The organism is Algoriphagus aquaeductus (genome assembly GCF_003253485.1).
GTDB classification, from domain to species: domain Bacteria; phylum Bacteroidota; class Bacteroidia; order Cytophagales; family Cyclobacteriaceae; genus Algoriphagus; species Algoriphagus aquaeductus.
In genome coordinates this window covers 229,797-250,472 of the sequence record NZ_QKTX01000004.1, presented here as the reverse complement: position 1 = coordinate 250,472, position 20,676 = coordinate 229,797, and the positions used below count along the sequence as shown (strand labels likewise).

Here is a 20,676-nt window from a genome sequence, read left to right as displayed (position 1 = left end):
ATTCTCTTTATTTCAAATTTCAAACCTCAAATCTCTGAATTATAAAAATGGCTTCCGGACTATTTGCCCTATTAGATGATATTGCCACGGTCATGGATGATGTGGCTGCCATGACCAAAATTGCCGCAAAGAAAACCTCGGGGATTTTGGGGGATGACTTGGCGGTGAATGCCGAAAAAGCTTCCGGATTTGTTCCCGACAGGGAATTACCGGTGCTGTGGGCCATCTCCAAAGGTTCCTTTGTCAATAAGCTGATCATTTTGCCGGTGGCTTTTTTACTTAGTGCATTTGCTCCGGTAGCAGTGACGGTAGTGTTGGTTTTGGGAGGTCTTTACCTGGCGTATGAAGGGGCGGAGAAGATTTTGGAATGGATCATTCCTCATGCACCTGCTCACGAAAAAATCAATCTGGATGAAGAGATCACGCCCGAACAAGTAGTAAACCACGAAAACAAGAAAATCAAATCAGCCATTACCACGGATTTCATCCTTTCGGTTGAGATTGTCATCATAGCGATGAGTACGGTGGTGGATAAGCCACTTTCCACACAGGTCGCGGTAGTATCCATCATTGCCTTGCTCGCCACGGTGGGGGTCTATGGATTGGTAGCGCTGATTGTCCGAATGGATGAATTTGGCTACAAGTTGATTGCGCTCAATCCCGAGGACGATACCCTTTCGGATAAGATCGGGAGACTTTTGGTAAAAGCTTTACCGGTTTTAATTCGGATTATTTCCTTTGTCGGTACGATAGCACTGCTCTTGGTCGCCGGAGGGATTTTTGCGCATAACATTGAGTTTTTCCATCATTTGATGGAGAGCTGGCCTGGAATTATCAAAGAATTTCTGATTGGATTGGGAGTCGGGATAGTGATTCTCATTCCGATTCTTATTTTTAAGAAAATCAAATCCAAGTCAGGCCAATCCTGATCATCATTTCCAGACCTTCCGCTTATGAAATTTTCAAAAACACCTTTCCGATTGTTTTTACCCTTGCTTTTTTTGGGCCTTCATCTTGCCGCCTGCGCGCAGCATGGGGTGACTTTTCTTCAGTTTGAAGGAAAGGAAGGACTGGGCAAAGGAAAGCACATCGTCCTCGTGGCCGGTGACGACGAATACCGCTCGGAAGAGTCCATGCCTATGCTTGCCAAGCTGCTCTCCGAGCACCATGGTTTTAAGACTACTGTGCTGTTTCCTATTGAGCCTTCGACAGGTAACGTCGTTCCCAACTACCAAAATAATATTCCCGGACTGGAGCATTTGGAGACAGCAGATTTGATGATTATGCTGATTCGATTCCGTGAACTTCCAGATGACCAAACCAAGCATATCGAAAATTTCCTTATGTCGGGTAAACCTATCATCGGTTTGCGAACATCGACCCATGCTTTTGCCTACCAGAAGAACAAGACTTCTCCTTTTGCAAAATGGACTTGGAATGGAAAAGAGCCAGGCTGGGAAAAAGGATTCGGAAAGCGGATTTTCGGAGAAACCTGGGTCAACCATCATGGCATTCACGCAAAAGAAGGTTGTCGAGCACTCATGGACGGAGTGCAGGAATTGAACGATCACCCTATTCTTCGTGGAGTCAGGGACATTTGGGTGCCCGAAGACGTCTATGGAATTCAGTCCCTTCCCGAAAATGCAACCGTACTAATCCATGGCCAATCCACAGCCGGAATGAACGATAAAGCTCCGGTGATGTGGGAAAAGTCCGTGATGCCTATCGCCTGGACTAAGCCGTACCAACTGGATGGCGGAAAACCGGGAATGGCCTTTGCCTCGACCATGGGTTCTTCGATGGGATTCCAGAGTGAGGATATGCGTAGGTTGGTGGTCAATGCTTCTTTTTATCTTTTGGGCATGGGCGAAGGCATCACGCCAGCGCTTTCCATGGATATCGTTGGTGACTTTAAGCCGACCATGTTTGGCTTTGATACCTTTAGAAAAGGAATGAAAGTGGGGGATTTTAAGTGATCGTAGTCTTCATTATTCGATATTCAGAGTTCAATATTCGAACTTTTTGAATTTAGAATATCGAACGCTGATTGTCGAACGCTGAAGTTTTCAAGATTTATGTCAATCGATTAGTTTGGGAAATGAACAAAATAGGATTTAATGTGCTGGCTTGGTCAGCGGAAATTTCGGAAAACCTTTTCCCGATTTTGGATCGCCTCAAAGCCATCGGATACGATGGTGCTGAGTTTTTTATCGGAGGCACAGATGAAAAAGCCTGTCGCGCCGTAGGCGAGCACTGCAAAAATATCGGTCTGGAAGTGACTACCGTAACCGTGATGGGACCTGATGAAAACCCCATTTCTCCCGATCCTAAGGTCCGTGAAAAGGCCAGGGAAAAGTTGCTCTGGATTCTCGATCGAGCTGCGGATCTAAACTCCCAGGTACTCTGTGGTCCCTATCATTCCGCTTTTGCGACTTTTGCCAGCCGTGCTCCGATCGAGGACGAATACAATTGGTCTGCGGAGGTGCTTTATTCGGTAGCCGATCACGCTCAAAAGCTCGGGGTTTTGATGACTCCTGAGGCGCTCAACCGCTTCGAATGCTACCTCGCCAATACCATGGAGCAATTGGATTATTTGCTGGCGAAGGTAAATCATCCCAACGTGCAGGCGATGTTTGATACCCATCATGCCAATATGGAGGAGAAAAAGCTAGGATTGGCGATTGAAAAAATTGCGCCACGCTTGGGCCATTTCCATATTTCTGAAAACGACCGTGGCACCCCCGGTTCGGGTCATGTGAATTTTGACGAGACTTTTGCAGCCTTGAAGAAGGTCAATTATTCAGGCTGGTTGACCATCGAAGGCTTTACCCGAAACGATCCTGCTTTTGCCAATTCCATCGGGGTTTGGCGAGAGTATTCGGCGCCTTGGGATATGGCGGAAAATGGCTACAAGCTGATCCGGGAGATGGGGGAGAAGTACGGAATGTGATTCATTCCTGATGTGGAAGGTCCTTGCATGGAAAAGTGGAGGAGCACTGCCTCTCTATTTTTAGATTTTGCCTTTCCGCTTGCTTACCCATAACCAAATTTCATTAATGCTCATCCCGAGTTCCGGACCTCTGGAAGCCGGGGCGCTCGGTGACCGAGTTTAAGTATGGTTAAGGGAGGGGATTTTAGATTTACGTTGGAGCCCTGCGATTCAATTTGTTTATACCAGAAGGCTTTTTAAAATTATCCCCGAAATTCGGATAATAATATCCTAAATTGTTGGAAAACTAAGACCAATTAAGATATGAAAGGGTCAATTTTTAGATCCAAATTCCTAAGTCTTCAAAAACCCGAGTCTGTTGCTGGAGTCTATATGATTTTTGGACTGGTATGGATCACACTCAGTGATCGGATGGTGGAATGGATGTTTAGTGAGGATATCAGGCAAATATCCCGTTTTCAGTTGTTTAAGGGCTTTTTTTACGTTTTGTTGACTTCCCTGCTGCTGTATTTTTTGATCAGGAGACTGTACGATCAAATCTCCAATCGAAATCAAGAGCTGGAATTGGTATTTACCAATCCTGACTTAGGGATGCTCAAACTTGATTCGAAAGGCGTTATGACAGAACTAAGTGCTAACATGGAGACCATGACTGGCTATTCAAAGCAGGAGTTGATGGGGAAAACGATTTTTGATCTAATCCATCCCTTACCTGGTGAAGATAATTTGGAAGTCTTCAGGCAAATTATTCAATCAGGTCATAAAGAAGGTTTTCAGTTTCAGTTTTGTGTTCGATGCAAAAATGGGGAGGAAATCATTTTCAACCTTTTTGGAATGGGGATATTGACCAAGCAAAGAAAAGTGAAATCCTATATTGTGGCTGTGGAAAATGTGACTGAGCAGCTTAGGTCACATCAAAATCTAGAGGCGAAAAACAAACAAATCATGGAGTTGGCCTTTGACCAATCTCATTTGGTAAGAGCTCCTTTGGCAAGAATCATGGCCATCACCTACCTCCTCCAAGAAGAAGGGTTGTTAAATGAGAATGAAAAAGCCGAACAGATTAAGAAATTGAAGGAATCCTCTGAGGAACTGGATTTTCATGTTCGAACTATTTCTCAGAAAATGAGGGTATGAATGGAGTTTACCAAGGTGTCCTTTTTTTCTTTAAATCTCTGAAGTTCAATCTTATTTCAATTCCTCCTCCGGAATGGCCATGGTATGGTTGCCCAAGAGTTTCCATCCGCTCGCTGTCCAAGTATAAGTTCTCATAAAATGATAGGTCGTCGGGCTTGGTCCACGATCCACAACCGTGTATCCGCTGACCACTCCGGTAGAACCCAAAATGACTACTTGCTGATCTCTTGAAATTCTGTTGCGGGTATCATCCTGCTGACCATTTTGGATTCGCTTGGCTCTGCTGAGGACCGCTTCTTTACCGTCAATCAGGCCGGCATGATTGTGGACCCAGATAAAGTCATCTGCCACCAAATTTTCCAAAAACTCCACATCAGAGCGCAAGAGGGCATTTTCCCAGCCTTTATCCAAATGGAGAAGGTCCTCTTTGGAAGTTTGGGCTAGGCTGCCGGAAGAAAGTCCAGTCAGCATGACTAAGATGAAGAGAAGAGATTTTAACATATTCACAATGAAGTAAGGAGGTGGAAATTAGACGATTTTTCGGTTGGAAACTTTTCTGTTCATCATTCTGGTCATGGCAAAGATCAAAGCCAAAAAGAATCCCAAGAATCCTAAAAGAAATCCATACCCAGTGAAAATGGCCACTTTTCCGAAAAGGAACGGCATCAGCGTGATGCCCACATAGGCACTTGCCATTTGAAATCCCATAATGCTTTGGGAGTTTTTCTCTCCAAAATTGACCGGAGTATCATGAAGCAAGCTTGGGAAAATGGGAGCACAACCCAAGCCTACCAATAAAAAGCCGGGAATGGTGGTGAAAGAGAATGGCAGGAATAGCAAACCTATGCCCAGACCAATAACTCCCTGTCCCAGATAAACCAACTGCCGATTGATGAAATGGGCTGTCAAAAAGCCGGAAAAAAACCTTCCGATCGTAATACCCAAGAAATAGAGCGAAGTAAGTCGGGCAGCCTGATCGGCTGGGTATCCTTTTTCAAAAACCAAATAACTGGCTCCCCAAAGTCCAAAGGTGGCCTCAATCGTGCAATAGCAAAAGAACACAACCAAGGCCTGTTTCAGCCCGGGAAGGGTAAGTAATAGGGTGAAAAGACCGGGAGAGGATTCTTCAACGTGACTTTCTTGCGAGGAATGATTTTTGTGCCAAAGTGGAAGTGAAAAGATCAAAATCAACACCAGTCCCAGCTGAATCCAAGCCACCGTACTATAACCGCTGGACCATGAATTTCCTTGGGCCAAATAGCCGGCCATAATCATCGGCCCGATGGCAGCACCTACCCCCCAAAAGCTATGCAGCCAGTTCATGTGCCGTGCTTGATAGTGTAGCGCCACATAATTATTCAAGGCCGAATCTACGCTTCCTGCGCCCAAACCCAGGGGGATTGCCAAAAGACAGAGGTATAGAAATTCTCCGGTGAGAGAAAACCCCATCAAAGCCAAAGCGGTCATCAATACACTGAAAGTAGTAACTGCCGCCACTCCAAAGCATTGAATCACCCTGCCACTGAAGAGACTGGAAACTACAGTGCCTGCTGCCACGATCATAGAGATAATCCCGGCATAATCCACCGGAACCCCTAATCCTTCAAACATGGCTGGCCAAGCCGCCCCCAAAAGGGAATCGGGAAGCCCCAGACTGATGAAAGCAAGGTAAATGACGATAAGCAATACACTTTTTTGGGTAGGTGAGGCAGAGGAAATGATTTTCATAGCATGGGGACTTGACTAAAATTATTAAAGTATGCCAGTATTACAAGGTTTTTGACGATTCAGGAGGAAAAGGGGCAAGCAGGACAGTTTTTTGGCCCAAACGTATTTTCTTGACCCATACGCAACCTGACAGTAATGAAAAAATGCCTGTTTCTGACCTTTTACTTCCTGCTTGGGATGGTCACTTTTGCCCAGGAAAATAGACCCAACATCATTTTTATCCTCACTGATGATCAACGCTGGGACGCACTGGGTTTTGCAGGAAATTCCATCATTCAGACCCCGGAAATGGACCGGCTAGCCTTGGAGGGAATTTACTTTGAGAATGCCTTTGTCACTACCCCCATTTGCGCAGCAAGTCGAGCAAGTATTCTCACGGGACTCTATGAGCGCACGCATGGCTATACCTTTGGCCAGGGAGATATCAAAGAGCCATTGATGGCGCAATCCTATCCTGTTGAGCTACGAAAAGCAGGTTATCATACAGGATTTTTCGGGAAGTTTGGGGTGAATTATCCGGGCTTTTCCGCCCTTTTTGATGAGGGAGAAGATTATGACCGCAATGGCAAATTCGATGACCAAAGGGGGTATTTTTTCAAAACCATCGGAAAAGACACCTTTCACCTGACCCGATATACGGGGCAGCAGGCAATTGATTTTATCCAGAAAGCACCAAGCAAAAAGCCCTTTATGCTTTCGCTCAGCTTCAGCGCTCCCCATGCCCATGACCCGGCCCCGCTTCAGTATTTCTGGTCTTCTGAGTACGATACTTTGTATCAAAATGTCACGATTCCTGACCCGATTATGGCTTCAGGAGCGGAGTTTACCGCACAGCCGGACTACGTGCGAAAAGGTGAAAACCGTACCCGCTGGCATTGGAGGTTTGATACGCCGGAAAAATACCAGCACAGTGTCAAGGGCTATTACCGCATGATCTCCGAGGTAGATGCGGAGATCGGTAAAATCCGAAAAGCCTTGGAAGAAAAAGGCTTGGCAAAAAATACGGTAATTATCCTCATGGGCGACAACGGGTACTTCTTGGGGGAAAGGCAGCTCGCCGGAAAATGGCTGATGTATGAACCTTCTCTAAGGGTTCCTTTGATCGTCTTTGACCCGAGAGAAAAGGGAGGAAAGCGTGAAAGCGCATTTGCACTGAATATTGATGTGCCGTCCACCATCTTTGATCTGGCAGGAATTCCCCAACCCAAGACCTGGCAAGGGATTTCGCTGAGATCCTCCCAGCTTGAAAAGCGAAAGGAATTCCTCACGGAGCATCTTTGGCAGACTCCGATCATTCCTCCGAGTGAAGCCATCCGGACCGAGCGTTGGAAATATTTCCGCTACCTCAATGATCCTGACCACGAGGAATTGTATGATCTGAGTGTAGATCCCATGGAGAAAAATAATCTGGCCGGGAATCCTGCATACCGGAAGGATTTGATTCAATTACGAAACCGATTGGACAAAAAAGTGAGTCAATATCTCAAGGATAAGCTGACTTTCACAGGAAATAAGTAGGAGATTACACTACTCTAGAAGAAGGTTGATTTGCTATTTTTTCCATTTTCCGGTGGCCATCTTTGCAGCAATCTTTTCATTCAAATCTGGATTTGGGGTTAAATCTATTTTATGACTGATTTGCTTGGGACCTATTTTTCCTCCAAGTCCATCGTCCTTGTGGAAGGTCTGGATTTTTACATGATAGGCCTTTTCTTCTGCTTCAGTTTTGAGTTTCTGATCGATTTTAAGGTCTATGGGGATTCCGCCTTTTGGTACTTCTTGACCTATAGGAGTAATGGTTTTCGGAATTTCAGTTTTGTCGGGAGAGGGTTTGCGGTTTGCCATGGGATTTAGGTTTTAGGGTTAAAAGATTCTCCTGCTGGGCCATAGTGGATTGTGATTTCCTGATTGGGAAAGATGTCCTGCCTGGCACGGAAGAGTAATGTTTTTCGATTGATCTCGCGAGAATAGCTGCAGTTGGGTTCTGAAGAATGATTGTAGAGTGAACCAAAACCTAAAGCCAAAGCCAATGATTTTTTGCGCTTGTCCCAAAGAAACACGTAGTGCTCAAGAATATTTCCTGCATAACGATAGTGGTCTTTTTGGTCAAATTCAATGATGCAACAGCGCTCAATCAGCTCTCCTTTTCGAAAATTCCGGGCAGCAAAGACTCCTCTTCCTTTTTCCCCAGCCGGTGCGATGTAAAGATCGGAATGACCGGTCAGAGACGGGTAAATTGGATTTGATGAGGATGTATTCATAAAAGTTTAGGGTCAAAAATTAGAAATAAGATAACTGATTATACGCTATTCTGCCAGTTGACGAATATTCCACTGATTTTGGGCTGGAAGACCGATGACCGAAGACCGAAGATTCCCAAAAATATGGCGTTAACTTGGTCTTCTGACCTTTAGAAATGCTACTGGCAAGATTCCGTATATTCATTATAAGTTAGAAAAATACGTTGAAAAACACTCCCTTATGCTTTGAATGGAATTGTTTGTGGGGAAATAGGGGGTTATTTCCAATATCCCTCGATCTACCCGATTTTCACCGAAGTCATCGTCAGCGAACCCGCCACGGGTTGGTCGTTGAACAGACTGACTGAGTCACTTTCTTCACGCAATGCCATAGAATACAGCAAAGGCAAATAGTGCTCCGGCGTAGGAATCGCCAAATCCCATGCCCGGCCCTGAGAGCGGAAATGGATCAAGGGTTGGTGATCTCCGCTGAGGATATGGGATTTCATTTGTTCATTGGCCTCGATTGCCCAGTCAAAGCCATAAGTGTCATTGAGCCGTCTCCACTCTACCATTCTCAGGTTGTGCACCATATTGCCGCTGCCGATGATCAGTACTCCTTTTTCCCGCAGGGATTTGATCTCCTGAGCAAGTTCGTAATGGTACTGTGGCGTCTTGCTGTAGTCGAGGCTGAGCTGAATCACCGGAATGTCAGCAGCAGGATACAGGTGTTTGATCACACTCCAGGCGCCGTGATCCAGACCCCATTTGTCATCCAGACCGACTTCGGTTTTGGTGATCAGGGATTGGGTTTCCTTGGCCAAATCTGGACTCCCGGGTGCGGGATATTGCACATCAAAGAGGGCTTTGGGAAATCCTCCAAAGTCATGGATCGTAGGCGGATGGGCCATGGCCGTGACATAGGTGCCTCTGGTTTCCCAATGGGCCGAAACACAAAGAATGGCGTTGGGTTTGGGAATGGTTTTGGCCACATTTCGGAATCCGCTCACAAATTCATTTTCCTCGATGGCATTCATCGGGCTGCCGTGTCCGAGAAAAAGTACCGGCATCTTGGGTGTTTTACCCAAAGGTGCGGTCATTTTTGATAAGTCTTGAAGTTTCATTCCTGCGAAAGTTAGCGGTCCCGCTGCCAAGAGCGGGACCAGGGTTTTGAGAAAGGATTTTCGGTCCATCACCTGTCATTTGGAGATCAATTTCCAGATTGCCCCATTTTTGGTGGTGTACTTTTCCAATCTGCCTTCTTCGGTTAAGTTATCCAAAAACTGCTCGCTTTCCTGTCGATCCATTTCGGAAAGGACTGAAAATTCCTTGGCTGTCAAGGTTTTAAATTTGGAAAACAAACCTCTCCAAGTCGTGTCGTAAGCTGATTTTTTTGCAGTCGGAAGGAGTTTCTGAATTGCGTTTTCGTAAGCTGAGTAGGGTTTGGAACCGTAGACAAATTCTCGGTTGCCGGACTCATCCACAAAGAAAATAGACGGAAATCCCCGTACTCCGAGCTCCCGAGCCAGCTGCAAGTCCTCTTGGAAAAGTGCCTTTGCGGTGCTTTCGTAGTCGGCTTTGAGTTGATCCACATTCAGTCCTGCTGCCTCTGCGGCTTTTGCCATAGGCTCCCATTTGTTGATGTTTTTCTTGTGGAGGAAAAGCAATTCTCTAAGTTCTCGAAGGAACTCGATGGCTTTGTACTTGTCCTGAAGTTGTGCTGCTTTGAAGGCGATCGAAGGAGGATAGGAAGAGTTCATGGGGTCTTCCAGCCATACGTCCCCATCGATGGGCATGTCGTAATACCTACTGACCTCATCCCAATGATGGGCCACATCGGAAGGTTTGCTGATTCCTCCGCTGTTGTAACTCCAGTCAGGCAAAAGCCCGCCCATGCGGTAGTCCATTTCGAGGATTTTGCCATACTCCAGCTTGAGTTTTCTCAACTGAGGCTCGATTCCCCAGCAGGAGGAACAAATCGGATCGGTGTAGTAAATGACTTTAAGTGGCTTTTGGGTAGGTTCTACACCTGCTTTGGCGTGTTCGTTTTCCTGCATGTCAGGAATCTCGCACATGCCGGTCTCTATATCGCAGAGTAGTGGATTGAGTTGGGTGTCCATGGGTTGTTGGGATAGTAAATAGTGGTTTAGAAAAGGGGAAAGAGGCATGTCCCTATGAAAATTCAGTGTCACCCCGAGCGGAGTCGAAGGGTAAAGCTGACTTACTTGAGAAAGCCCCTTTCAAATTGAATGGTAATTAAGAGTTGCCGTAGATGTTGGACTCACCACCATCGATGGCAATGGTCTGTCCGCTGACATAGCCGTTGTCTTCACTGAGAAGGAATGCTACCAACTTGGCCACTTCCTCGGGCTTTCCGAGTCGCTTGGTCGGGTTGCGTTGAGCGTATTCACTTTCGGCAGCTTTGGGATCAGCCGGATTGACCTGCTTGAACGCTTCGGCCACCATCGGAGTCAAAATCGCCCCCGGTGCAATTGCGTTGGTCAGAATTCCATCTCTGCCATATTCCAGGGCGGCGTTTTTGGTCATACCGGAGACTGCGTGCTTGCTCGCCACGTAGGGAGTTTGGTTGAGCACACCTCGGATACCTCCCACGGAAGCCACGTTGACGATCCGACCAAATTGCTGCTTTTGCATCACAGGAATCACATAGCGCATGCCGTAGTACACGCCCATCAGGTTGATGTCGATTACCTTTTTGAACACATCTACATCGTATTCGGTGATGGGGGCTTGACGGCCTTCGATGCCGGCGTTGTTGTAAAATCCGTCGATTCGGCCAAAGGCTTTCACGGCTTCATCCACGTAGTTTTTGACGGCATCCTCTTTGGAGACATCCGCAATGACGGTGATGATTTTGGCCTGAGGAAATTCCTTGATTATCTCGGATTTGGCATCTTCGAGCGATTTTTGGTTGTAATCCACGAGCACAAGATGAGCTCCTTTGGAGGCTAATTCTTTGGCTGCGGCATATCCCAGTCCCATTGCGGCACCGGTGATGATCATTACTTTATTTTTCATGGCAGTTTGCTTTTATAGTGGTCAATAAAACCTATATGACAAAGTTCCTTAGAATCAGTCTGCAGGGGGTAACAGTTTCAGGAAGAAGAGTTGTAAAAAATGGAAAACGAGGAGTTTGGAATTTGACCTACCGAAAAAACAACTTTGAAATTGACTAAGATTGGATACCATCTATTTATTCCTAAAAACTGGAGGTAACTTGGCTCTTAAGAGGCTTTTATTTAAACCATTGAGGTATTTGAGGGCATTAAGGTTCAGAAGTAAAAATGATTTTTTAGAAAATCAAACGACCTTCCTAGAAAGCAGCTTTCGCATCTCTTCCCGAAACTCTGAGGGCGTCTGCCCGGTCCGCTTTTTAAACACGTTGGTGAAGTAGGCCTTTTCGTTGAAGCCCAAGTCATAGCCGATTTCAGAAATGTTTTTGTCCGAGTAGGTCAACTGGTTTTTTGCTTCAATGAGTTTGCGGGTTTCGATGATTTCGGAGACAGTCTGCTGGAGGATGTTTTTGCAGATCAAGTTGAGATTTCGTGCAGACATAAACAGTTTTTCCGCATAAAAATCCACTCCGACAGGCCTTCGGAAGTTTTCCTCAAGGATCTTCAGGAAGTTTTGAAGGGTGGTGTTTTGTGTAGGAGAAAGCTGGAATTCCTTTGGGTGGGTTTTGTTTTTTTCCGATTCGATCATGATAAACAGGGCCGTGAGCAAATGCCTCACCACGCTCAGATCGGGCGTTTCCTGATGCATCTCCTCGTTCAGAAGTTGACAAAGAGTAGTCAGCCGCCTGAAACAGTAATCATCGGGCAGCTTCAACATCGCCCGATTGTGGTAGCTGGCGTAAAGTTGGAAGGTGATTTCGGGGATAAATTCACTTTGAAAACGGATTACCCACAGGTCGCAGGCGCCGTTTTTCAGCTGGGGAATCACCCGGTGAACCTTTCCTTTGGTCACAAAACTCACGAAAGGAGCCTCAAGTACGGTCGTCTGAAAGTCGATAAAATGCTCGAGCTGCCCCTCCATACCGATGATGAGTTCCTCGTAGGTATGAAGGTGGGGTTCAGCCGGCGAAGCGCTGATTCGCTGGGCTTCGGCACTGTCCACCCGGAAGATTTGGAAAAGTTGCTGCATTGAAATGATCGCTGATATGGATAAATATAAGGCTATCTAAGGAGGGAAGGGGAGGTGGGATCTGGAAAATGTGGAGGGGTTTTGGGCTAAAGCAACCTTTGTATTCGAGGATATTGGGATACTTGAAATAGGTGGTTCTTGTCCGAAAGTACCAAGGGTAGACAAAAAAGGGAGCCAAATCGCTCCCTTTAGAATGGTGGATAGGACTTACATTTCCCAACCCGATCTGACAGGCTCCTTGATGTACTGATCGGCTTCCGGGATGCCTTTTGCCTTCATATTTTCATAATCCCATTGGATCAATTTTCCTCCCATTCGCAGGGACAATACACCCAGCAAGGTGATCTCAGTCAATCGGGAACCATACTCAAAATTGGCTGAAGATTGCTCCTTGTTTCGGATGGCATTGACCCAGTCCTGGAAATGGCCTGCAGATCGGGCGATCGTTTGCTTGGGCGGTTTGATGCTGTTTCGGAGAGACTCCGGGAAAACCTGAGGCTTGCGCTGGCTTCCGTCATTGATGATGATGCCTTTGCTGCCAACAAACATGGAAGCTCTGGCCGGATAGGCATAGCCTGTCGGCAAGGCAGGATGCAGGTCAGGCTTTAAGCCGCCGGAATACCAGTTGATTTTCATGGCTTTTTGATCTCCTTTCGAAGAGAAATTGAAATAGCCAATTTCCCCATAAGGAGCGATTTTGCTGTCGGAATAGCCGGCAGGGAATACCTGAACCGTATCCGGACTTTTCAGATTAAAGGCCCAAGTCACGGCATCCAAATCATGGCAACCAAAATCGCCCAAAGCCCCGCAACCATAATCCCAAAAATCCCTCCAAGTGACCGGAACATAATTCTCGTGGAAAGGCACCATTTCCCGTGGGCCGATCCATTGATCCCAGTCAAAACCGACAGGCATGGTACTTTTTCCTTCTGGCAATCCTCTCAGGCTGGGGATCCATCGGCCCGCAGGAACCCAAGCATGGCATTCTTTGACTTCCCCGATCACACCGGCACGCAGGTATTCGACCGTCTCACGGATGCCATCCGTGGAGTGTCCCATATTGCCCATTTGGGTCATCAGGCCGGTTTCCTGGGTTACTTTGGCTACCTCGCGGGCTTCCCAGATATTGTGGGTGAGGGGTTTTTCGCAGAATACGTGCTTGCCCATTTTCAGGGCCATCAGGGCGATGTAAGCATGGGTATGGTCAGGCGTGGAGATCACGATGCCGTCCAGTTCGGTGGTATTTTCCATCATTTTGCGGAAATTGTTGTATTGAGCCACCCGCTTGGTGTTGCCTTTTGCTGCTTGCTGCGTCTCGATCATTTCTGTCACAGGACCTCTTCCGGCCTCGGAGCGGTAGTAAAAATCCGCCAGATTCCAGTAGTAAGCCGGATCTGCTACGGCGCTGATATTGACATTTTCCAGTTTCAAAAACTCCGCGGCGTTTTGCTTTCCTTTTCCCCCTGCACCGATGATGCCCAAGTTGACCTGATCACTGGGGGCGGTGTAGCCCGGTCCTCCGATCACATGTCGGGGTACAATCATCATTCCTGCACCGCTGAGTGCAGCGGCTTTCACAAAATCTCTCCGGGAAAAGGGTGCTTTATCGTTGTTCATGGTTAGTAAGGGTTCGATCGGTTTAAATTTATTGGATTTGGTCCTTCGAACCCAACCATTCGGGGGATGATATGGCCCTTTGAGGAATAATTGAAGGTGAAAAATAGGTGATTTTTTGGGCTAAAGCCCGCGTGGGGTAGATCAGGATTTTCTGGGAATGGGCTGAAGCCGCATTCCTATTCAAGAATTGGGATCGCAGTCTTTGAATTGCCTCCTGCTTTAGCTGGAGGGGAAAAGGAATCAGTATTAGCTGGGCTTTAGCCCAAATCATTTTGCTGAATTGGAGGAAATGGAATTACAAATTCCAAAAAATAGAAGGGCGGAATTACAAATCCCGCCCAGCTCCTTACTGAACCTCAATGCTTGTGGGAAGTAGTCTACACCTAGGAGGGGGGGAATTCCGATTATTCAATCTCAAATTCTACACTCAGAAGGGGCCTATCGTCATTTTTTTACAGTCTGGAATTGAGCTGATGAATGCCGCTCTTTTTTTAAAGCTTCAATAATTTGAGGTGCAAAATTGTCTCGCATGTCGTTGTTTAATTCTGACTAAGGGGATTCATCTAGGAGACGGCGGACTTTCGGAGCCGTTCTCTTCCAACCTACTCCTAACTCCTTGAAGATACTAAACTTTCAATTTACTCGGAATTGCCCGCTGTCTTCCAAGGTGATGTTAGCGTGCGTTATTCCTTTCGAATGCTCACAGGAATGTTAAGCCAATTCTTTTATTCAGTCCTTGTTCGAAAATCCGGATCAAAGTTGACAACTGAATATTTCCTTTTCCATTTTCAAGCTTGGAAATATAACTTTTCTTTGTACCTGCTTTTTCTGCCAATTGTTCTTGAGTCAGATTTGCTTCCTTCCTCGCTTCTTTTAGCATTTCGCTGATGATGAACATCTGGGCATTTTCTTCATACTTATTTCTGCTTTCACTTCCGATTTTTCCATGTTCCAATTCGATCAGTTCATCGAATGTTTTGACTTTGCTATAATCCTTCATGATTTTATTTCTTTGTTTGAAAATATTCCTTCATTAACCTTTCTGCTTTCTCCAATTCATTCTTCGGAGTCTTTTGGGTCTTTTTTTGAAAACCGTTGAACAGAACCACCAGCCTTTCTTCATCAAAGCAGCAAAAGATCCTGAAAATATTTGATTGAAACTCAACTCTTATTTCATATAACCCCTCAGTTCCTTCAAGATGCTTGAGAAACTTTTCTGGTACCCTTTCTACTTGCTTGATCAGTTCAAATACATATTGGATCTTACTTTTTACCTTATCATTCTGGCTTTGGTAAAATTCAATAAAGTGGTTTTCATAAAAAATGATCTTCCTTACCATATCCACAAAGTTATCTCAAAAGATAACATTTTCCAAAAATGCAGCGGTTTCCTTTAATGCACTCTAACGGTTTGGCGCTTGGCGCAGTGGGGTAGATCAGGATTTTCTGAAAATGGGCTAAAGCCGTATTCCTATTCAAGAATTGGGATCGCAGTCTTTGAATTGCCTCCTGCTTTAGCTGGAGGGGAAAAGGAAAGGTGTAGAACTGGTGGGCTTTAGCCCAATTCATTTTGCTTAATAGGAGGAAATGGAATTGCAAATTCCTGAAAATAGAAGGGCGGAATTGCAAATCCCGCCCGGCTCTTTCCTGAACCTCAATGCTTGTGGGAAGTAGTCTACACCTAGGAGGGATAAATTGGAGGGTCACGACAGCTGAATCGGTTCCTTTCTTTCAAATTCAATCTCTGGCAGAATCACCTGATATTCCTGCTGATCTTCCTCTTTTCTCCAATAAAGGATAAAATTTACTTTGGATGATTTAGGCATGAATCCTTTTCTTTTCAACTCATTCATTTCTTGAAGAAATTTCTGGGAAAACTTTAAAACGCTTTTCCCTTTTGAATTTTCACAACCGCTCTCATTCAGGGTCAGTTGATCACCAGAGGTCAAGTTGTTTACCAAATACTGACGACTGGTGAAGTAATCCAGCCAAACGTCCTTAAAGGTAAGCTGTTTGGTCAGGCAGGTGGAGGGCAGATACGGGTTTTGGTCTTCTATTCTCTTCAAGTTTTGAGTTTCCAAATCATCCAGAAACCCAGAATTGAGGTGGATTGTGAGGTTTTTCTTTGCGCGTGTCATTGCCACATACAGCAATCTTTTGTCCGAGTCAGAGTCGATTCGGTAGTTGTCCAGCATGAGAAATACCTGATCAAATTCCCTCCCTTTCACCTTGTGCATGGTGGATACGAGGATGGTTTCTTGATCTGCCAGGTGAAAATCCTCCAGCTTGGATTCCCGCAGAAAAACCTCCCAATCGGACTTGTATTTTTTGAGTGGATGACTCCGCTCAAAATCCCGGATCAAAGCCAGGCAACTATCCAGCTTGGTGCTGCGGTGATGCCTTCTTTTGAGATCACCCTTGGCAGAATCCCAGAGATCTTCCGGAATCAGATAAGTGTCTGAATGGGTGAAAAGCTGATTGGAAAAGTACCTTACTTCCGTAAGGCTAGCCAAGATGAAGTCCTCATTGGATTGGATGAGCTTGGCTTTTAGTCCGTTTTTCAAAAGCATACCGCAGAGTTGAAGTGCTTCCTCATTGGTTTTGGCCAGTACGCAAGCGCTTCCTTTCAAGGGGCTTTCAGCAATCTGATTTGCCACAGGAAGGATGAGATTGGAGCTTTGATACCTGAATATCCGGATTGTACCCGGCTCGGTCTGCTTGGCTATGATAGGAAACTCCTTGAGGCGATGATTGATTTTTTGTGCCCATTGATTGTTGAACTCCACCAGGTTGGGGAGACTTCGGTAGTTTTCGACCAACTCGTACTTGGTGGAGCCTTTGGCCTTGATCAACTTTTCAAAATAAGACGAACTCGAACCTCTAAACTCATAGATGTTTTGGTCATCATCTCCCACTGCGATGACTCTCAGGTCTTCATTGCTTTGCATGAGTGTTCGGATCAGCTCAAATTCGTCGGCATCCATATCCTGTGCCTCATCGATGACCAATACGGTCTTGGTGATCCGATTCATCTCCACTTCTCCCTCTTTAATCCTTTCGATGGCCGTTTTCAGAATTTCTCCCGATTTTTCCAAACTCCCCACTCTGCCCAACAAGTCAAAGCAATAGGAGTGAAAGGTCTTGATCTCGACAAAGTTGGCAGCGTTGCCTATCAGTCCTAGCAGCCGATGCTTAAATTCTGTGGTGGCTGCCCTGGAAAAAGTCAGCATGAGCAACTGCTCGTGCTTGACATCTTCCATCAGCAGGAGTGAGGCCAGCTTATGCACCAAAATCCGGGTCTTCCCACTTCCGGGACCGGCTGCGACTCCGATGTATTTGGATTTGGAGTCCTTCACGATCGCAAGTTGCGCAGGTGAAAGTTCTCCAAAAAGTTGGTGAAACTTCCTCGGAGTCATTTTCAGTTTGAGCTCCTCAGCCTTGCTGCCGGGAAAATATCTTCGGAGAAAGGAGCCATAGTTGAGATGGAAATAGTCCTCGACAAACTGCAAGGCTTCGCGGTAGTTGCCAATCATTTTTTTGGCGTATTCGCCGACTATGTGGATTTGCTGGACTTTGTTATCGTAAAACTGACTTAGTTTTTGGTAGTCCTCCAGGGTGTATTTTTTTCGATTGTCCCGCTCCAATCGTTCGATTGTGAGTTGGTTATACACTACGAGAAAACCTCCTTCAATCTTCAGAGCCTCAATTTTGGAGAGGTAAAAAAGTGTATCCTCGATATCATCCGAATCTACCGAAAGTTTGAACAGGTCGTTGCTCGTCTCATAGGCATGTAAGAGCTCCAACACTGAAAATTCCACCAGCAGTTCCTCTTTCCAAAGGGTGAGTTCCTGACTCGGTGAGTGACTTTTCCTGTGAAGGTACTCGAGGATAAACCGCGCAAGGACGTGACGCTTTTGCAGTTTGTCTTTGAGGATTTCCCTTGGGTGAAGACTGAGCACTGAAAAGTGATTTTTGGAAAAGGAGTCTGTTTTGCGTTGGATCCAGTTTTTGATCGACCAGAAATTGAGGACGGTTTTGATTCGGGTTGGATTGACTCCCTCCAGTCCGTCTGTTTCTAGCTGCTCGTTCAGTTCTTTCAGGTGAAATTTCTTTTCTTCCTGCTCAATAAGCTGAACCAATTGGTTTTCGATTTTGCCATAGATTTCAGCTCCGAGGAGTGCATGGTTGACAGTTTCACCCGATTTGATAAACGCGGTGAGGTCTTTTGCGTCAGCGAGGACTTTTTCCTCCCGAAGGAGGTGAATGATATTGATCACTTCCTGTTTGACAATCCCCAGGTGATCGCTGATGTAGTCGATACGGGTTTCCGCGACTTCTTCGTTTGCGTGTTTTCGGCTTTTGCTGGAAAATAGCTTTTTGATGATCCGAACGCCTTGTTCTTTTTGCTTGGGCTGAAAGCGATCCGAGCTATTAATTTTATCGATGGCCTCTTGGGCTGTGTGGGACAAAATGCTGTTGGCAAAGATTCTCGGCATGTTTTGCCCTCGCTTCAGGTAGCCGGCATCTTCCAAGGCAGCGATGGCGGTGGTGATTCGGGTTTCTATTTCAGCCACATCATCATCCCAACCGGCCTTTCGGGCGATTTCCAGTGCCGAATTGGAAACTTTGTGGCGAAGCTTGGTGATGTCTTTGATGGCTTTCCACACCTGCTGAATTTCCTTGATCGAAAGTTTCGTTTGGTTCAGCAGCAGAAAATGCTTGCTGAGGTCTTCCTCATTAAACAGGACATAGCAGTCTGCCTGTATTTTCTCGTCTCTTCCGGCCCTTCCTGCTTCCTGAACGTAATTTTCCAAAGAATCCGAAATCTCAAAATGGACGACTAGACCGACGTCTTTTTTGTCCACACCCATCCCAAAAGCCGAGGTGGCCACCATGATTTGGGTGTGGCCTTCCATGAAAGAATCCTGGTTTTCGGATTTTTCCTGCTTGTCCATTTTCCCATGGTAAGCCTTGGCCAAATAGCCGTCAGCCACTAGTCGATCTGTGAGTTTTTTGGCTTTTCGGGTTCGGGAGACATAGACGATGGTGGGACAGCCTTTTTCATCGATCAGATCCCGAAGTGCCAGGTATTTGGACTCTTCATCCTGCTTTTCAAAAACCCGATATTGTAAGTTGGTGCGTGAGGCCGTGGAGGTAAACAGTTTCAGGTCAAGGTTCAGCTTTTCCTTGAAATAGCCCAAAATGTCTTCGATGACTTTTTGCTTTGCTGTGGCGGTAAAGCAGGAAATCGGGATGGGGGAGCTCAGATGTTTTCGATCCTGAATAGACCGGATAAAATCTCCGATGTACAGGTAATCGACGCGAAAGTCCTGTCCCCAAGCCGAAAAACAGTGTGCTTCATCGATCACAAACCGGCTGATTTTTCTGCCTAGAATCAATCGCTCGATGGACTTGGAGCGAAGAGACTCCGGAGAAATATAGAGAATAGAGGCAGACCCGTCTTCCACCCGCTCGAAGGATTTGGCGCGCTCGATCGGATCCAGAAGGCCGTTGATCGTCACAGCCTGGGTAATGCCGATTTTCTCCAGATTGTCCACCTGATCTTTCATCAGGGACTGGAGCGGCGAAATGACTATGGTCAGGCCCCGGGAATTTTCCCCGCTCATAAGGGCAGGCACCTGAAAGGTGATCGATTTGCCCCCTCCAGTGGGGAAAATGGCCAAAATGGATTGGTGCTGAACGGCCGCCTGCACCGCTTTTTCCTGGAGAGGCTCACCACCATAGGTACGATAGGAGTCAAATCCAAAGAACCGCTTCAGACCGCGATGAATATCTAAGGCCTGCCGGCAATAGGGGCAACCTGGAATGCATGGAGTATTTCGCAGCAGAAAAGTAATCCGCTCCACGTCTGGAAAATTCCGCATCACCCAAGGAGGAGTGATGGAAAAGTCTCGTTCAGAAACGGTGAAGGAATAAATCAAGGCGAGGCTGTAGGCGAGTTCGACCGGGTGCTGGGCAATGATGGAATCCAGGCTTGCATGATGGCAAATGGCCCGATCAAACTGCCGATGAATTAAAGACTTCAGATCTCCATCGAATGTTGACTGGGAATTGAAGTTGAAAAAGCCCGTAAACCCCCGTTTGTCGGCCAAAAGACCACTGTAAATGAATTTCAGGCCATCCGGCAATCTCCTGAATGCTTCCACTTCGTCGAAAAACAGATCCCGAGCTTTGATGGAATCGTTGAGGGGGTTGTTTATTTCATCGGTCTGGAGTTTGTCGTCCTTGACGAGGCGGTGGTAGGGTTTGGCTGGGAAAAGGAGGGGGGAAAGGAAAAGCGTGTCTATGCAGTGATGTGGAGGGATTCCTGCTTTGGAGATGACTTTTCCGATGTATTTCAGGTCGTGAAGGAAGATATTGTGCCCACAGGCATAGTGGTTTCCTTTGAAAAATTCCAGAAATGAATGGACGTTCGGCTGATGAAATGTATTGCCTCCATCCGTTACGGCCCCGATATCTAGGATTTTTTGGTTGTGGGGATCGATTTCTGTATCGAAAAAGACAATGGTGTCCAAAGTGGATCGATGCAAATGATGATGAGCTTTTAGTTGACTTTACCCTCCGTTTCCTTCGTGAATATATCCTGATTTTAGTATTGTCCAAGCGTAAAACAGGAATGGTGGTTTCTATTTGGTTTTTTAGATTGAGGGGATAAAATGGTTTGTAGGCTTTTCTGTCTTTTATTTGGGCTAAAGCCGTATTGAAAGCATAGTATTTTCTAGAATGGGCTAAGGCAGCTTTCCTCTCAAAGATTTGGATTATTGGCAATGAATTACCTCGTGCTTTAGTAGGAGGTAATGGGTAATTCCCGCCCTTTCC

At 46.1% G+C, this 20,676-nt stretch carries 17 protein-coding genes; 5 read left to right on the top strand and 12 right to left on the bottom strand.

Translation table 11 applies throughout. The features are described from left to right. Positions 1-47 precede the first annotated feature (47 nt). The 4 genes from CLV31_RS07405 (at position 48) to CLV31_RS07390 (ending at position 4,087) form a co-directional block, all read left to right on the top strand. Positions 48-929, top strand: coding sequence for a DUF808 domain-containing protein (locus CLV31_RS07405; RefSeq protein ID WP_111392239.1), 882 nt, complete (start codon positions 48-50; stop codon positions 927-929). Positions 930-953: 24 nt separating this feature from the next. After that, positions 954-1,976, top strand: coding sequence for a ThuA domain-containing protein (locus tag CLV31_RS07400; RefSeq protein ID WP_111392238.1), 1,023 nt, complete (start codon positions 954-956; stop codon positions 1,974-1,976). Positions 1,977-2,098: 122 nt separating this feature from the next. Continuing rightward, the gene (locus CLV31_RS07395; protein WP_111392237.1) at positions 2,099-2,950 is read left to right on the top strand and encodes a sugar phosphate isomerase/epimerase family protein; all 852 of its coding nucleotides are present in this window, start codon (positions 2,099-2,101) and stop codon (positions 2,948-2,950) included. 303 nt (positions 2,951-3,253) lie between these two features. After that, positions 3,254-4,087 carry a PAS domain-containing protein gene (locus CLV31_RS07390; protein WP_111392236.1) on the top strand — a complete coding sequence of 278 codons (834 nt, stop codon included), beginning with the start codon at positions 3,254-3,256 and terminating at the stop codon, positions 4,085-4,087. Between the two features lie 51 nt (positions 4,088-4,138). On the opposite strand, the gene CLV31_RS07385 is transcribed toward CLV31_RS07390, so the two are convergent. Together CLV31_RS07385 and CLV31_RS07380 are read right to left on the bottom strand one after the other, a co-directional pair. After that, positions 4,139-4,588: a nuclear transport factor 2 family protein gene (locus CLV31_RS07385; RefSeq protein ID WP_111392235.1), complete on the bottom strand. Its 450-nt coding sequence runs from the start codon at positions 4,586-4,588 to the stop codon at positions 4,139-4,141. A 27-nt stretch (positions 4,589-4,615) separates the two neighbouring features. Further along, positions 4,616-5,815 (bottom strand): MFS transporter, encoded by a 1,200-nt coding sequence (locus CLV31_RS07380; protein WP_111392234.1) that lies wholly within the window; start codon positions 5,813-5,815, stop codon positions 4,616-4,618. 135 nt (positions 5,816-5,950) lie between these two features. Here CLV31_RS07380 and CLV31_RS07375 point away from each other — a divergent pair, with 135 nt between their 5' ends. Continuing rightward, positions 5,951-7,333 (top strand): sulfatase family protein, encoded by a 1,383-nt coding sequence (locus CLV31_RS07375; protein ID WP_111392233.1) that lies wholly within the window; start codon positions 5,951-5,953, stop codon positions 7,331-7,333. Between the two features lie 33 nt (positions 7,334-7,366). On the opposite strand, the gene CLV31_RS07370 is transcribed toward CLV31_RS07375, so the two are convergent. The 10 genes from CLV31_RS07370 to CLV31_RS07315 all read right to left on the bottom strand — a co-directional run bounded on the left by CLV31_RS07370 (position 7,367) and on the right by CLV31_RS07315 (position 20,387). Next, the gene (locus CLV31_RS07370) at positions 7,367-7,660 is read right to left on the bottom strand and encodes a hypothetical protein (RefSeq protein WP_111392232.1); all 294 of its coding nucleotides are present in this window, start codon (positions 7,658-7,660) and stop codon (positions 7,367-7,369) included. A gap of 5 nt (positions 7,661-7,665) precedes the next feature. Continuing rightward, positions 7,666-8,076 (bottom strand): SET domain-containing protein, encoded by a 411-nt coding sequence (locus tag CLV31_RS07365; RefSeq protein ID WP_111392231.1) that lies wholly within the window; start codon positions 8,074-8,076, stop codon positions 7,666-7,668. Between the two features lie 278 nt (positions 8,077-8,354). Beyond that, positions 8,355-9,179 carry a 4,5-DOPA-extradiol-dioxygenase gene (gene ygiD, locus CLV31_RS07360; RefSeq protein WP_245943347.1) on the bottom strand — a complete coding sequence of 275 codons (825 nt, stop codon included), beginning with the start codon at positions 9,177-9,179 and terminating at the stop codon, positions 8,355-8,357. Between the two features lie 75 nt (positions 9,180-9,254). After that, positions 9,255-10,175: a DsbA family protein gene (locus CLV31_RS07355; protein WP_111392229.1), complete on the bottom strand. Its 921-nt coding sequence runs from the start codon at positions 10,173-10,175 to the stop codon at positions 9,255-9,257. Between the two features lie 136 nt (positions 10,176-10,311). Continuing rightward, entirely contained in the window at positions 10,312-11,094 is a 783-nt protein-coding gene (locus CLV31_RS07350; protein ID WP_111392228.1) for a glucose 1-dehydrogenase, read from the bottom strand. 282 nt (positions 11,095-11,376) lie between these two features. Next, entirely contained in the window at positions 11,377-12,219 is an 843-nt protein-coding gene (locus CLV31_RS07345) for a helix-turn-helix transcriptional regulator (protein WP_111392227.1), read from the bottom strand. A gap of 207 nt (positions 12,220-12,426) precedes the next feature. After that, positions 12,427-13,836 carry a Gfo/Idh/MocA family protein gene (locus CLV31_RS07340; protein ID WP_111392226.1) on the bottom strand — a complete coding sequence of 470 codons (1,410 nt, stop codon included), beginning with the start codon at positions 13,834-13,836 and terminating at the stop codon, positions 12,427-12,429. A gap of 700 nt (positions 13,837-14,536) precedes the next feature. After that, complete coding sequence (locus CLV31_RS07330; RefSeq protein WP_009033879.1) at positions 14,537-14,836, bottom strand: helix-turn-helix domain-containing protein; 300 nt, start codon at positions 14,834-14,836, stop codon at positions 14,537-14,539. 4 nt (positions 14,837-14,840) lie between these two features. Then, a complete protein-coding gene (locus tag CLV31_RS07325; RefSeq protein ID WP_111392224.1) occupies positions 14,841-15,176 on the bottom strand; it encodes a type II toxin-antitoxin system RelE/ParE family toxin in 336 nt (111 codons plus the stop codon). 363 nt (positions 15,177-15,539) lie between these two features. Continuing rightward, positions 15,540-20,387: a RecQ family ATP-dependent DNA helicase gene (locus CLV31_RS07315; protein WP_245943346.1), complete on the bottom strand. Its 4,848-nt coding sequence runs from the start codon at positions 20,385-20,387 to the stop codon at positions 15,540-15,542. Positions 20,388-20,676 lie beyond the last annotated feature (289 nt).

Bases quoted from the DNA above. Each gene is read 5' to 3' on its own strand.
- CLV31_RS07395 (WP_111392237.1), top strand. From the start codon at position 2,099: ATGAACAAAATAGGATTTAATGTGCTGGCTTGGTCAGCGGAAATTTCG.
- CLV31_RS07340 (WP_111392226.1), bottom strand. From the start codon at position 13,836: ATGAACAACGATAAAGCACCCTTTTCCCGGAGAGATTTTGTGAAAGCC.
- CLV31_RS07400 (WP_111392238.1), top strand. From the start codon at position 954: ATGAAATTTTCAAAAACACCTTTCCGATTGTTTTTACCCTTGCTTTTT.
- CLV31_RS07345 (WP_111392227.1), bottom strand. From the start codon at position 12,219: ATGCAGCAACTTTTCCAAATCTTCCGGGTGGACAGTGCCGAAGCCCAG.
- CLV31_RS07365 (WP_111392231.1), bottom strand. From the start codon at position 8,076: ATGAATACATCCTCATCAAATCCAATTTACCCGTCTCTGACCGGTCAT.
- CLV31_RS07355 (WP_111392229.1), bottom strand. From the start codon at position 10,175: ATGGACACCCAACTCAATCCACTACTCTGCGATATAGAGACCGGCATG.
- CLV31_RS07385 (WP_111392235.1), bottom strand. From the start codon at position 4,588: ATGTTAAAATCTCTTCTCTTCATCTTAGTCATGCTGACTGGACTTTCT.
- CLV31_RS07380 (WP_111392234.1), bottom strand. From the start codon at position 5,815: ATGAAAATCATTTCCTCTGCCTCACCTACCCAAAAAAGTGTATTGCTT.
- CLV31_RS07390 (WP_111392236.1), top strand. From the start codon at position 3,254: ATGAAAGGGTCAATTTTTAGATCCAAATTCCTAAGTCTTCAAAAACCC.
- ygiD (WP_245943347.1), bottom strand. From the start codon at position 9,179: ATGAAACTTCAAGACTTATCAAAAATGACCGCACCTTTGGGTAAAACA.
- CLV31_RS07375 (WP_111392233.1), top strand. From the start codon at position 5,951: ATGAAAAAATGCCTGTTTCTGACCTTTTACTTCCTGCTTGGGATGGTC.
- CLV31_RS07330 (WP_009033879.1), bottom strand. From the start codon at position 14,836: ATGAAGGATTATAGCAAAGTCAAAACATTCGATGAACTGATCGAATTG.
- CLV31_RS07350 (WP_111392228.1), bottom strand. From the start codon at position 11,094: ATGAAAAATAAAGTAATGATCATCACCGGTGCCGCAATGGGACTGGGA.
- CLV31_RS07325 (WP_111392224.1), bottom strand. From the start codon at position 15,176: ATGGTAAGGAAGATCATTTTTTATGAAAACCACTTTATTGAATTTTAC.
- CLV31_RS07405 (WP_111392239.1), top strand. From the start codon at position 48: ATGGCTTCCGGACTATTTGCCCTATTAGATGATATTGCCACGGTCATG.
- CLV31_RS07370 (WP_111392232.1), bottom strand. From the start codon at position 7,660: ATGGCAAACCGCAAACCCTCTCCCGACAAAACTGAAATTCCGAAAACC.